The sequence below is a fragment of the Streptomyces luteolus genome (assembly GCF_029968015.1).
GTDB lineage: Bacteria > Actinomycetota > Actinomycetes > Streptomycetales > Streptomycetaceae > Streptomyces > Streptomyces luteolus.
In genome coordinates this window covers 33671-46420 of record NZ_JASCIS010000056.1, presented here as the reverse complement: position 1 = coordinate 46420, position 12750 = coordinate 33671, and the positions used below count along the sequence as shown (strand labels likewise).

The 12750-nt window shown below is 73.0% G+C and carries 11 protein-coding genes; 3 read left to right on the top strand and 8 right to left on the bottom strand.

The window, feature by feature from the left end:
* Positions 1 to 126: 126 nt before the first annotated feature.
* A complete protein-coding gene (locus tag QIT00_RS34180) occupies positions 127 to 1221 on the bottom strand; it encodes a bifunctional succinyldiaminopimelate transaminase/glutamate-prephenate aminotransferase (RefSeq protein WP_282539377.1) in 1095 nt (364 codons plus the stop codon).
* Positions 1222 to 1357: 136 nt separating this feature from the next.
* Positions 1358 to 1678, bottom strand: a complete 321-nt coding sequence (fdxA, locus tag QIT00_RS34175; protein WP_187811607.1) for a ferredoxin — start codon at positions 1676 to 1678, stop codon at positions 1358 to 1360.
* A gap of 140 nt (positions 1679 to 1818) precedes the next feature.
* Here fdxA and QIT00_RS34170 point away from each other — a divergent pair, with 140 nt between their 5' ends.
* Together QIT00_RS34170 and QIT00_RS34165 are read left to right on the top strand one after the other, a co-directional pair.
* Complete coding sequence (locus tag QIT00_RS34170; protein ID WP_282539373.1) at positions 1819 to 2826, top strand: GNAT family N-acetyltransferase; 1008 nt, start codon at positions 1819 to 1821, stop codon at positions 2824 to 2826.
* 10 nt (positions 2827 to 2836) lie between these two features.
* On the top strand, positions 2837 to 3688 hold the full coding sequence (locus QIT00_RS34165) for a transglutaminase-like domain-containing protein (RefSeq protein ID WP_408909908.1): 852 nt from the start codon (positions 2837 to 2839) through the stop codon (positions 3686 to 3688).
* 65 nt (positions 3689 to 3753) lie between these two features.
* Here the strand turns inward: QIT00_RS34165 and QIT00_RS34160 are convergent, their stop codons facing one another.
* The 4 genes from QIT00_RS34160 to QIT00_RS34145 form a co-directional block, all read right to left on the bottom strand.
* On the bottom strand, positions 3754 to 6051 hold the full coding sequence (locus QIT00_RS34160) for a peptidoglycan binding domain-containing protein (RefSeq protein ID WP_282539371.1): 2298 nt from the start codon (positions 6049 to 6051) through the stop codon (positions 3754 to 3756).
* Positions 6052 to 6429: 378 nt separating this feature from the next.
* Positions 6430 to 6810, bottom strand: a complete 381-nt coding sequence (locus QIT00_RS34155; protein WP_282539370.1) for a DUF6113 family protein — start codon at positions 6808 to 6810, stop codon at positions 6430 to 6432.
* A gap of 29 nt (positions 6811 to 6839) precedes the next feature.
* A complete protein-coding gene (mshB, locus tag QIT00_RS34150) occupies positions 6840 to 7814 on the bottom strand; it encodes an N-acetyl-1-D-myo-inositol-2-amino-2-deoxy-alpha-D-glucopyranoside deacetylase (RefSeq protein WP_282539369.1) in 975 nt (324 codons plus the stop codon).
* A gap of 47 nt (positions 7815 to 7861) precedes the next feature.
* Entirely contained in the window at positions 7862 to 8056 is a 195-nt protein-coding gene (locus tag QIT00_RS34145; RefSeq protein ID WP_282539368.1) for a DUF2304 family protein, read from the bottom strand.
* Between the two features lie 221 nt (positions 8057 to 8277).
* Here QIT00_RS34145 and QIT00_RS34140 point away from each other — a divergent pair, with 221 nt between their 5' ends.
* A complete protein-coding gene (locus QIT00_RS34140; protein WP_282539367.1) occupies positions 8278 to 10503 on the top strand; it encodes a S9 family peptidase in 2226 nt (741 codons plus the stop codon).
* 226 nt (positions 10504 to 10729) lie between these two features.
* Here QIT00_RS34140 and QIT00_RS34135 read toward each other — a convergent pair whose 3' ends face one another.
* Together QIT00_RS34135 and QIT00_RS34130 are read right to left on the bottom strand one after the other, a co-directional pair.
* Positions 10730 to 11764, bottom strand: coding sequence for an ABC transporter ATP-binding protein (locus QIT00_RS34135; protein WP_282539366.1), 1035 nt, complete (start codon positions 11762 to 11764; stop codon positions 10730 to 10732).
* Positions 11757 to 12749, bottom strand: a complete 993-nt coding sequence (locus tag QIT00_RS34130; RefSeq protein ID WP_282539376.1) for an ABC transporter ATP-binding protein — start codon at positions 12747 to 12749, stop codon at positions 11757 to 11759. Before QIT00_RS34130 ends, QIT00_RS34135 begins: the two co-directional genes overlap by 8 nt.
* Position 12750: the final 1 nt, after the last annotated feature.

Sequence of the window (12750 nt, the reverse complement as noted above, 5' to 3'; positions counted from 1 at the left end):
AGGAGGCCTGTCCGGCAGGACTTTCGGGAAGGGGCGGGGAGGGGATCAAAATCCAGCCCGTCCGGCGATTGAGGACGAGGCCGGAGGCCGATCAGGGGGGCGACCGAGTCGACGGGGCGGAAACCCCTACGCCAGCCTCCGCACCGCCTCCGCGACCCGCTCGTCCGTCGCCGTGAACGCGACGCGGACGAAGTGGTCGCCCGCCGGGCCGTAGAAGTCGCCGGGGGCCACGAGGATGCCGCGTTCCGCGAGGTGGGCCGCCGTCGACCAGCAGTCCTCGTCGCGCGTGGCCCACAGGTACAGGCTGGCCTCGCTGTGCTCGATGCGGAAGCCGTGGGCGAGGAGGGCCTCGCGCAGGGCGGTGCGCCGGGCGGCGTACCGGGCGCGCTGTTCGGTGACGTGGGTGTCGTCGCCGAGGGCCGCGATCGTGGCGGCCTGCACCGGGGCGGGCGTCATCATGCCGCCGTGCTTGCGGATCTGCAGGAGCTCGCCGAGGACCGCCGGGTCACCCGCGAGGAACGCCGCGCGGTAACCGGCCAGGTTGGACCGCTTGGACAGCGAGTGGACGGCGACGATGCCCTCGTGGGAGCCGCCGCACACGTCCGGGTGCAGCACCGAGACCGGCTCCGCCTCCCAGCCGAGTTCGAGGTAGCACTCGTCGGAGAAGAGCAGCACGCCGTGCTCGCGGGCCCAGGCGACCGTACGGGTCAGCTCGTCCTTGGAGAGCACCCGGCCGGTCGGGTTGGAGGGCGAGTTGAGCCAGAGCAGCTTCAGGCCGGACGGGTCGAGCTCGGTCGGGTCGTCGTACGCCACGTACTCGGCGCGGGCCAGGCGGGCGCCCACCTCGTACGTCGGGTAGGCCAGGCGCGGGTAGGCCACTCTGTCCCCGGGGCCGAGGCCCAGCTGGGTGGGGAGCCAGGCGACGAGTTCCTTGGAGCCGACGACCGGCAGGACGCCCTGGTGGGTCATCCCGCGGGCGCCCAGGCGGCGCTCGCACCAGCCGGTGATCGCGTCCCGCAGCTCAGGAGTGCCCCAGACCGTCGGATAGCCCGGGCTGTCCGAGGCGGCCGTCAGAGCCTTCTGGACCAGCTCGGGCACCGGGTCGACGGGGGTGCCGACCGACAGGTCGACGATGCCGCCCGGATGCGCTGCTGCCGTCGCCTTGTACGGCTCCAGCTTGTCCCAGGGAAAGACGGGAAGGCGCGAAGAGACCGCTCCCACGCGTGGACTCACGGGGCTGCTCACTTTCTCGTACGTACGAAAACACCGCGGTCCCGTGCGGCGGTCGAGGCCGTACGGGACCGGGGCTTGGTGCCAGGCCGTCCCTTTCGGGGAAACGGCCTGGACCGCTGGCCGCTTACTGGTTCTGCGGCGGCAGGCCGGCGATGAAGGGGTGGTCGCGCTCGATCAGGCCGAGCTTGCTGGCACCACCGGGCGAGCCGAGCTCGTCGAAGAACTCGACGTTCGCCTTGTAGTAGTCCTTCCACTCCTCCGGGGTGTCGTCCTCGTAGAAGATCGCCTCGACCGGGCACACCGGCTCGCAGGCTCCGCAGTCGACGCATTCATCCGGGTGGATGTACAAGGACCGTGAGCCCTCGTAGATGCAGTCGACCGGGCACTCCTCGATGCACGCCTTGTCCTTGACGTCGACACAAGGCTGCGCGATGACGTAAGTCACGCTGTCGTTCCTCCTCGATAGGGCGCTGGCGGGCCTCCTCAGGCTCCGCCGCCTGGCGCGCGGGAGCGCGGCGTCGTCGATGCCCGCACCTAGTATCTCCGTTCCGGGTCATGATCCGAACAGGAGGGGCGGACTGAGCTGTGGAAATCATCGGAGGCGGGCTCCTCGAAGTCCACATCAAGCCTACTGACGTGGGAAAACGCGTGTCGGTGCGGTGCTTGAGCGGGAGCGGAATCCCAGGTGAGAAGTTCACCGATACGGTCGGGGTTCTCACATCGTGGACCGAAGGTGTGCTGCTGATCACACGTAGGGGCGGGGAGGCCGTCCACATCGCGGAATCCACGCTCGTCGCCGGGAAAGTGATCCCCGCCGCCCCGGCGCGTCGCCGCGGACCCGCCGCGTCCTTCGAGGAGCTGGCGCGGGTCACCGCGCGCGCCTGGGAGCCGGTGGAGAGCGAACAGCTCGGTGACTGGCGGCTCAGGGCCGCCTCCGGGTTCACCCGGCGCGCCAACTCCGTCCTCCCGCTGGGCGATCCGGGCCGACCGCTCGACGATGCACTCGCGTACGTACGCGACTGGTACGCACGCCGTGAGCTCCCCGCGTACGCACAGATCGCGACCGGCGCCGAGGGCACCCAGGAGGTGCTCGGCGCGGAGCTCGCACGGCGCGGCTGGGGGCGCGAGGTGAGCACGCAGGTGCGGATCGGGGCGCTCGCGCCGGTCGGCGACCTGGACGTGGACACGGACCCGGTGCGGCTCGCCCGCTCGTACGACGAGGGGTGGCTGCGGCGCTACCAGCGGTTCGGGACGCCGGGTCCGCACGTGGGCCGGGTGCTCCGCAGCGGGCCTTCGACGTGGTTCGCCTCCGTGCCCGGTACGGGTGAGGCGCCTGCGGCGATCGGGCGCTGTGTGGTGGACGGGCGCTGGGCCGGGTTCATGGCCGTCGAGGTCGACCCGGAGCAGCGGCGGCGGGGGCTCGGCACGGCCGTGATGGCGGCGCTCGCGCGGCGGGCCCTGGACGAGGGCGCGTCGGCGGCGTGGCTGCAGGTCGAGGACGACAATCAGGCGGCGGCGGCGCTCTATGACGGGATGGGCTTCTCGGTGCACCACAGCTACCACCACTACCGCGCGCCGGACGCCGCGGAGTGAGCCGGTCCGGATGACAGGGCACGATGCACCCATGGGATCGGAGTCCACGCAGCGGCGGGAGCAGTTCGCGCGGGAGGCCCGCGCGGAGCGGCCCGACCTGGCGCTGCTCTGCCTGCTGCTCGCCGCGGAGGGCGACCCTGCGCTCGACGAGTCGGGCATCGACACCGCGCAGATGGAGCTGGACCGGCTCGCCGGGCTGCTTCCGTACCGCCCCGGCGGCCCGCGCGCCTGGGCCGCCGCGCTCGCCGAACTCCTCGGCGGGCGCTACGAGTTCCGGGGTTCGGCGGCCGACTACCAGCGCCTGGAGTCGTCGCTCCTGCACGAGGTGCTCCGGCGCAGGCGCGGGCTGCCGATCCTGCTGTCGGTGGTGTGGACGGAGGTCGCGCGCCGGGCGGGTGCGCCGGTGTACGGGGTGGCGCTGCCGGGCCACTTCGTCGTCGGTTTCGGGCCGCCGGGTGACCAGGTGCTCGCCGACCCGTTCGACGGCGGGCGGGTCCTGACGGGCACGGACGCGGAACTCCTCGTCTCGGGGGCGACGGGCCGGCCGCTCGACCCGTCGATGCTGCACCCGGCCGACCCGCTGGACGTCGTCGTACGCATCCTCAACAACATCCGCGCCTGGGCCTCCACCCGCCCCGAGCGTTCGGACGTCGCCCTGTGGGCCCTGGACCTCTCCCTGCTGCTCCCCTCCCACCCGGCCAGGCTGCGCCACGAGCGGGCCCAACTCCTGATCCAGCGCGGCGAGTTCCTCACGGGCGCGACGGAGCTGGAGGAGTACGCGGAGGTGGTGGAGCCGGTGGACGCGCAGGCGGCGGAGCGGGTGCGGCGGGACGCGCGCCTTGCCCGGGCCCGGCTGAACTGAGGCACCGTACACATGCGTACGGCACGACCTTCAGGGGTCGTGCCGTACGAGTGGTGGGACTGCGGTCAGTTCTGCTGCTGCGGGCCGATCTGGACGATGCGCTCCGCGGGCGTCCTGCCGACGAGGGCGCGGTTCACGGCCTGGGCCACGAGCGCGGGGGTCACCGGCTTCTTGGAGCCGTCGGCCATGGTCAGCTGCACGCCGTCGAACGCGCCGCCGTACAGCTCCTTGAGGGCCTCGCGGTCGTAGTACGGGACAAGGCGGGTGCGGTCCTCGCTCGGCACGACGCGGACGAACTTGTAGATCGACTTCTCCGGGCTGAACGACACCGTGTGGGCGGCGTCCGTGCGGACCGTGATGAGGCCGGACATCGCCGGGGTGGCGAACTCCTTCATCATCCGGTCGACTTCGGCCTTCGGGACGTTCGGGTCGGCCGCGGAGACCGGGAGCTGGACCGGTTCGATGGCACCCGTCTCGACCTGGGTGCGGTAGGCCGCCTCCACGGCCGCCACCGAGCCCTCCGGGTTCAGCTGCTTGCCGGACTTTCCGTACGACGGGACGGCCTTGCCGGGCAGGAACTTGATGGTCGCCTCGGCGGCCGAGCCGGAGGTGCCGGCGACGCGCTCCAGGGCGTCCCGCAGCTTCTCCTCGTCGGTCGGCATCACCGGCTCGACGACGCGCTCGGCGCCGAAGAGGGAGCCGATGACGGAGACCGGGTTGTAGTCGCTGCCCGCGGCCTGCCGGACCGTCTCCTGGGTGTCGACGGAGAGGCCGGACCGGCTCGGCTTGAGCGTGGCCTTGTCGCCGTCGATGGCCAGCTGCAGCGACAGGTCGGCGCGCTTGGCGATCGCCGCGTCCAGCTTCTGCACGGCCTCGTCGCGGGTGCCGCCGCCGATGTCGACGCCGAGCACCGTGGTGCCCTTCGGTACGTCGGAGTGGTTCATCAGAAGCCCCGCGCCGTACGCGAGTCCGCCGAGCACGACGACGCCCGCGCCGATCAGGACCAGCTTGTTCCGGCCCTTCCTGGCATTCCTGGGGGCGGCCGACGTGGCCTCGTCCTCGTACGCGTCGGACTCGCCCTGGTCCGCGCCCGAGCGCCGCCCGCGCGGGGCGGGCGGGTCCGGGAGCACCGGCGGGGTGTGCCGGGACTGCGGCGCGGACGGGCCGGGGAAGCCGGGCTCTGCCTGCGGTCCTGCCGGCACCACGGGGATGCCGCTGGTCAGGGTGTCACCGGAGACGTGCAGGCCGCCGGGCGGCGGTCCGTCGCCGTTCTGCGGAGTGAGGACGGCGGTGTCGTCGGCGGCGGCCGGAGCGGCGGGTCCTGACGGGCCCGCGCTGATGCCGTTGCCGGCGCCCCCGCTCTTCTGGAACGCGGCGGGCAGCACCGGGCCGTCACCGGTCGCCGGACCACCGGTCGGACCGGAGGGGGCCGCGGGTCCGGAGGGGCCGGGCCCGCCGGGTGCCGTCGGACCGCCCGGTCCCGGCCCGAACAGGCTGGAGCGGGCGAGGGGGTTGTCCGTGCCCCGGTCGCCGGACACGGGGCCGGGCGCACCCCCGATGCCGGGCGCACCGCCGCCGCCGGGGCCGCGTCCGCCCGGAGTTCCACCGGGACGCGCCTGGCCACCGGAGCCGCCGGGAGCACCCGGCGCACCGTGGCCACCCGGCGCACCGTGGCCACCCGGACCACCCGGGCCGCGCCCCGGGCCCTCACCGGACTCCGAGAAGTACGGCAGGTCCCCGCGCGTACCGCCCGCGGACGGGCCGGCGGGCGCGGACGCGGAGGGCGCGGGGGCGCCACCGGCTGCGGCTGCGGAACCCGGTGCGCCACCGGGCCCGCCGAGTGCGCCGCCCGGGCCGCCGGGCGAACCGCCGGTGGGCTGCGCGGGCTTGCGCGGGGCGAACCAGTCGCTGGTCTTCTCGGCCGGGGCGTCGGCGGCGGGCGCCGGGGCGCTCCTCGGCGCACCCTGGGAGCCGGGCGCCGAACCACCCGAAGGAGCACCGCCGGGACCGCCGGAAGGCCCGCTTCCGCCAGGCGTACCGGGTGACTTGCGGCCACCGATCGGCGACGAGGGGCCCCCGGCCTCCGCGTTGTCGCCCTCGCCGACCGGCGTGCGCATCACCACGGGCGGGATGGGCCGCGAACCGGGGATGTTGATCCGGATGCGGGTGGTCAGCGTGGTCTGGGTCTCCGGCGACTCCTCCGCCGCGGGCTGCTCGGCCTCGGGCTCGGCACCCTGCTGCCAGGGCGCGCCCTGCGGAGTGCGGTCGCCGCCGGGCGGTCCGTACGGCGGGGTCCCCGAGGGGTACGCGGCTCCACCGCGCCCCTGGGGCCCGGAGGACGAACTGTCAGTTTCACGACTCAAGGCAGGTTCTCCCGATCGGCTTCACCGCCCCGCCGATCCTCCATCGGCACAAGCACAGTGCCAGCGCGGGCAGCTCGGCGGCGCGCACCACCATACTGGCCGCGCGCGGCGGTCAGCGGGCGACCGCAGTCAATCCCATCCGCCCGGGGGGCCGAGGGCCCGTCTCCCCGATGTCTGCGGGCCCGCGTCGCCTGGCCCGCTCCCCCAGCCTCCGGCCGGGCGGAGCCCGACTCGACGCACGCCCGAATCACCCAAGTACGTCCAGTACGAGGCCGATCCGGACGCGCTGCCAGGCCGATCCGGACGCACGCCAACGCACCGCACTCACCGCGTCCGTGAGGGCCGCGCCCGCCGGGGGAAGACCGGCCTGGTGGAACGTCACTTGCCAAGTCGGCCGTCGGGACGCATCGGTTGCGAGGGCGCCGCGACCGTGGCACACATCACAGCAACGGCCATTCCGCCCAACAAGTAGACATACGAGCCAAGTCCGGCACCGAACACGAAGTCGCCCTCGGGCCTGCTCGACGTCAGCAGGATCACCGCGACCAGCCAGCCGGCACCGGCCGCGAAGCCGCCGCCCTTGGTGCCGGTGGCGCGCGCCCCGCCGTAGCAGACCCCGGCGGCGCCGAGCAGCGCGAGCAGCAACCCGCCCGGGAACCAGGCCGCTTGGATGAGCGCGCCCGCGGCGCCCGCGACGGCGCCGATGGCGACGAGGAGCAGATGCAGCAGGATCCGGGCGGGCTTCAGGGGCTGGGCCATGAGGCCTCCGGGGACGTTTCCTCGCGGACTCACGTGCTGGTCACCGTTCCTCGGTCGTGCTGCGGCTTGTCCGTGCTGTCGGGGACGTCGGCGGCGTCTGCGGTGTCGGCGGTGTCCGGCAGGCCCGCGAAGAGGTCGGTCTCGCGCTCTCCCGGTGCCGCGCCGGAGCGGCCGCGCACCAGCTCGTAGTACTCGATGTCGAACAGCGGCTGCGCCAGGTCGTTGGAGAGCGCGAACCACGGCTCCGCCACGGCGATCTGGGTCGCGTGGGCGCGCATCGCGGCGGCCTTGCGGGCGACTTGGGGGCGGCCGTCGATCACGGTGGTGACGCGGTCGTCGTCCACCACGCCCGGTACGTCGTCGAGCCGCGCGGCGGCCCACGGGAGTCCGGCGACGGCGTGCTCGCGCAGCTCGGTGAAGAGGCGCTCGCCGACGGAGCGCGGCACGCGGTTCCAGTAGATCTTGGCGATCGCGTGCGCGGCGCCGAGCTGCGGGCGGAAGCCGCTGTCGGCCGCGAGGTCGGCGGCGCGCATCGCGACGCGGTGGGCCTGGATGTGGTCGGGGTGGCCGTACCCGCCGTCGGGGTCGTACGTGACGAGGACCTGGGGGCGCAGTTCGCGGATCACCTGGACGAGGAGCGCGGCCGCCTCGTCCACGTCCGCGGACCAGAAGGCGCCCGCGCGGTGGTTCTGCTCGGCGCCCATCATCCCGGAGTCGCGGAAGCGTCCGGGCCCGCCGAGGAAGCGGTGGTCGGTGACGCCGAGCTCCTTCATCGCCGCGGCGAGCTCCTCGGCGCGATGGGCGCCGAGGGTGTCCTCACGGTCCGGGGCGAGGTGGGCGAGGGCAGCCGGAATCACCTCGCCCTCCTCACCGAGGGTGCAGGTCACGAGCGCGACCTGGACGCCTCGTGCGGCATAGGTGGCCATGGTCGCGCCGTTGTTGATCGACTCGTCGTCGGGGTGCGCGTGCACCAGAAGCAGACGCCGGTCCGCCAGTTCCGTCATGCCCCCAGCCTACGAGGCGAGCCGCGCGCCCCCGGGTCCCGTCCTCGTCAGAACTTCAGGTCGCCCAGCATGCCCGCCACATTGGTCGTCACCTCGCTGATCGTGGGAGCGATCGACGAGCTGGCCAGATAGAAACCGAGCAGCACACAGACGAGCGCGTGTCCCGCCTTCAACCCTGACTTCTTGATCAGAAGTACGACGATGATCGCGAACAGCACCACCGCCGAAATCGACAGGGCCACGGCGGTTCACCTCCATAGGACGACGGGACGCCGGGACGTCGGACAGCAAGCGGGCGGCCCGCTCGGACCGCCTCAACACCGGGGCGGCGTACGCCAGTTCGGCACACGCCAGGGGTATACCCACCCAGTGCTACGGATCATAACTTTCCGTTTGTCGGCATGGATCGGTGCATGGCAGCACGAGGGGCGCATGGCGGCGGCACGATCAGTAGCCTCGGGTCATGACCTCCCCACTGCCCCCACAGTCGCCGCAGGCGCCGCACGCGCCGCACGCGCCGCAGACGCCGAAACCGTCGTTTCCCCGCCGGCACGCACGCACGCAGCGCTTCTCGCTCGGAGCGCCCCGCGCCTTCACCGTCTCACCTGATGGATCGCGGGTGGTGTTCCTGCGGTCCCGCTCCGGGACGGACCGGGAGAGCGTGCTGTGGGTCCTCGATCTCGACGCCGCCGCGCGGACGGAGCCCGCCGCGCGGACGGAGCCCGCGGAGCGGGTGGCGGCCGACCCGGCGGCCCTGCTGCACGGCGCGAGCGAGCAGTTGTCGGCAGAGGAGCGGGCCCGCCGGGAGCGCAGCCGCGAGAGCGGCGCGGGCATCGTGGGGTACGCCACCGACGCGGCCGTGGAGCTGGCGGCCTTCGCGCTCTCGGGCCGCCTCTTCACGGCGGAGCTGCGCGCGGGCACGGCACGTGAACTGCCCGTACCGGCACCGGTGATCGACCCGCGCCCCGCGCCCGACGGCCGCCATGTCGCGTACGTCAGCGGCGGCGCCCTGCGCGTGGTGGGCGCCGAGGGTGAGGACGACCGTGCGCTCGCCGAGCCGGACCCGGGTCCGGGCGGGGAGCCCGGGACCGTGGCGTACGGCATCGCGGAGTTCATCGCGGCCGAGGAGATGGGGCGTTCGCGCGGGTTCTGGTGGTCGCCCGAATCCGACCGGCTCCTGGTGGCGCGGGTGGACGACGCCCCGGTACGCCGCTGGTGGATCGCCGACCCGGCGCACCCGGACCGGGAGCCGTCCCCGGTGGCGTACCCGGCGGCGGGCACGCCCAACGCGGACGTCCGCCTCTTCGTGCTCGGCCTGGACGGCTCGCGCACCGAGGTCGAGTGGGACCGGGCCCGGTATCCGTACCTGGCGCGCGTGCACTGGTCGTCGGCCGGGGCGCCGCTGCTGCTCGTACAGGCGCGGGACCAGCGCGACCAGCTGTATCTGGCGGTGAACCCGGACACCGGCGCGACCCGGATGGTGCACGCCGACGAGGATCCGGACTGGCTGGAGCTGCTGCCCGGCGTGCCCGCGTGGACGCCCTCGGGGCAGCTGGTGCGGATCGCGGACGAGGGCGGGGCGCGGGTCCTCACCGTGGGCGAACGCCCGCTGACCGGACCGCAGTTGCAGGTACGGGCGGTCCTGGACATCGCGGACGAGGACCTCCTGGTCGCGGCCTCGGCGGGGGCGGCGGCCAAGAGCCCGGAGACCGGCGAGACGCATGTGTACCGGGTCAACGAGCTGGGCGTGGAGCGTGTCTCGCAGGAGCCCGGCGTGCACTCGGCGGTGCGCTCCGGCGGCGTCACGGTGCTCGTCTCGGCGCGGCCCGAGCATCCGGGCGCACAGGTGCAGGTGGTGCGGGACGGCAAGCAGCTCGCGCAGATCGCCTCGTACGCGGAGCGGCCGGACATCACGCCGAGGCTGACGCTCACCGAAGCGGGCGCACGCCGGATTCCGTGCGCCGTTCTGCTCCCCACGCACTACCAGGAAGAGGACGGTCCGCTTCCGGTGCTGCTCGACCCGTACGGCGGTCCGCATCACGCGCGCGTGGTGGCGGCGCACAACCCGTATCTGACCTCGCAGTGGTTCGCCGACCAGGGTTTCGCCGTCCTGGTCGCGGACGGCCGGGGCACTCCGGGGCGAACTCCCGCCTGGGAGAAGGAGATCCGGGACGATCTGGCCTCGGTCGTCCTGGAGGACCAGGTCGACGCGCTGCGGTCGCTCGCCGGGGAGTTCCCCTTCGACCTCTCCCGGGTCGCGATCCGCGGCTGGTCCTTCGGCGGCTACCTGGCCGGTCTCGCCGCGCTGCGCCGCCCCGACGTGTTCCACGCGGCGATCGTCGGCGCCCCCGTCACCGACCAGCGGCTGTACGACACGCACTACACCGAGCGGTACCTGGGCGACCCGCACGCGCAGCCGGAGGTGTACGCGGCGAACTCGCTGGTCACGGACGAGGGGCTGTCGGGGGCCGCGGAGCCTGCCTGCCCGATGATGATCGTGCACGGCCTGGCGGACGACAACGTGGTGATGGCGCACACCCTGCGGCTCTCGTCGGCGCTGCTCGCGGCGGGGCGTCCGCATGAGGTGCTGCCGTTGTCGGGGGTGACGCACATGACGCCGCAGGAGCAGGTCGCGGAGAATCTGCTGCTGCTTCAGGTGGACTTCTTGAAGCGGGCGTTGGGGCTGTAGCGCGCGCCGGGGGTCGTTTCCCCTCCCCGCCCCTTCCCGAAAGCCTGCGGCGCTTCGGGGGCTCCGCCCCCGGACCCCCGCTCCTCAAACGCCGGAGGGGCTGGTTCTTTAGGGGCGCGGGGAACTGCGCGACCAGCCACGACGGCGCCGCAGCCGAAAGACGGCGCAGAGATCAGCCCCTCCGGCGATTGAGGAGCGGGGGGCCGGGGGCGGAGCCCCCTGGGGGTCAGGCGCCGTCGGGGACCACGTGCCGCTCCTCCGCGAAGTGGCACGCCGACGGATGCGCCCGAGGGCCGTCCGCAAAGGACTCCGGCACCGCCAGCAACGGCACCTCCACCTCGCAACGCCGCTGCGCCTTCCAGCACCGCGTGCGGAACCGGCACCCCGACGGGGGGTTCGCGGGGGACGGGACATCCCCCGCGAGCAGGATCCGCTCGCGCTGCTCCCGCGCGTCCGGGTCCGGCACGGGCGCCGCGGACAGCAGCGCCTGGGTGTAGGGGTGCGTGGGGTGCTCGTAGATCTGCTCGTCCGTGCCGGTCTCCACGATCCGGCCGAGGTACATCACCCCGACCCGGTCGGAGATGTGCCGCACGATCGACAGGTCGTGGGCGATGAAGACGTAACTCAGATGGAACTCGGACTGGAGGCGGTCCAGGAGGTTGACCACCTGGGCCTGGACCGAGACATCGAGCGCGGAGACCGGCTCGTCGGCGACGATGATCTCCGGTCGCAGCGCCAGCCCCCGCGCGATACCGATGCGTTGCCGCTGGCCGCCGGAGAACTGGTGCGGATAGCGGTTGATGTACTCCGGGTTGAGCCCGACCACGTCGAGCAGCTCCTGGACCCTGCGGCGGCGGTCGCCCTTCGGGGCCGCCTCCGGGTGGATCTCGTACGGCTCCCCGATGATGTCGCCGACCGTCATCCGGGGGTTCAGGGACGTGTACGGGTCCTGGAAGACCATCTGGATGTTGCGGCGTACGGCCTTCAGGGCGCGGCCCGACAGCCGGGTGATGTCCTCGCCCTTGTACCGGATCACCCCCTCCGTCGGCCGCTCCAGGTTCATCAGGAGCTTCGCGACGGTGGACTTGCCGCAGCCCGACTCCCCCACGATGCCGAGCGTCTCGCCGCTGCCCAGGTCGAAGTCCACGCCGTCGACGGCCTTCACGGCGCCGATCTTCTTCTTGAAGACGATGCCCCGGGTGAGGGGGAAGTGCTTGACGAGACCGCGCACTTCGAGGATCGGTTCGGCCTGCTCAGGCATCACGCAGCGTCTCCCTCCAGAAGTGGCAGGCGCTCCGCCGCTCGCCGTCCTCGCCGGGCCCTTCGACCCGGAACAGCGGCGGCTCGTCCGTACGGCAGATGTCCTGGGCGCGCGGGCAGCGCGGGTGGAAGGCGCAGCCCGGCGGAATGGCCATCAGGTTGGGCGGCAGGCCCTTGATCGCGTACAGCTCCTGGCCCTTCTGGTCCAGGCGTGGGATCGAGTCGAGCAGGCCCCGGGTGTACGGGTGCGCCGGGGCCTTGTAGATGTCGTGCACGGGAGCGGTCTCGACGATGCGCCCCGCGTACATCACGGCGATCCTGTCGGCGACGTCCGCGACCACCCCCAGGTCATGGGTGATCAGGATCAGGCCCATGTGGTACTCCTGCTGCAACTCGGCCAGCAGATCCATGACCTGGGCCTGCACGGTCACGTCGAGGGCGGTCGTGGGCTCGTCGGCGATGATCAGCGCGGGTTCGAGGGCGAGCGCCATGGCGATCATGATGCGCTGGCGCATACCGCCGGAGAACTGGTGCGGATACTGCCCGACCCGTTCCTTCGCGGCCGGGATCCGCACCCGGTCCATCAGCTCGACCGCCTTGGCGCGCGCGTCCTTCCTGGACATGCCGCGGTGCACGATGAACATCTCGCCGAGCTGGTCGCCGACCGAGAGCACGGGGTTCAGGGACGACAGCGCGTCCTGGAAGATCATCGCCATCTCGGCGCCGCGCACCTTGCGCCGCTCGTCCTCCTTGAGCTGAAGCAGGTCCCGGCCCTGGAAGAGGATCTCGCCGCCGGTGATCCTCCCGGGCGGGATGTCGAGGATGCCCATGATCGCCTGCGCGGTGACCGACTTCCCGGAGCCGGACTCGCCGAGCACGGCGAGCGTCTCGCCCGCGTCCACCGAGTAGGTGACGCCGTTGACGGCCTTGGCCACCCCGTCCCTCGTACGGAACTCCACGTGCAGGTCGCGTACGTCGAGCAGCATC

Coding starts and splice junctions, on each gene's coding strand:
- QIT00_RS34165 (WP_408909908.1), top strand. CDS start 2,837: ATGACAGGGCACGATGCACCCATGGGATCGGAGTCCACGCAGCGGCGG.
- QIT00_RS34155 (WP_282539370.1), bottom strand. CDS start 6,810: ATGGCCCAGCCCCTGAAGCCCGCCCGGATCCTGCTGCATCTGCTCCTC.
- mshB (WP_282539369.1), bottom strand. CDS start 7,814: ATGACGGAACTGGCGGACCGGCGTCTGCTTCTGGTGCACGCGCACCCC.
- QIT00_RS34140 (WP_282539367.1), top strand. CDS start 8,278: ATGACCTCCCCACTGCCCCCACAGTCGCCGCAGGCGCCGCACGCGCCG.
- QIT00_RS34135 (WP_282539366.1), bottom strand. CDS start 11,764: ATGCCTGAGCAGGCCGAACCGATCCTCGAAGTGCGCGGTCTCGTCAAG.
- QIT00_RS34130 (WP_282539376.1), bottom strand. CDS start 12,749: ATGCTGCTCGACGTACGCGACCTGCACGTGGAGTTCCGTACGAGGGAC.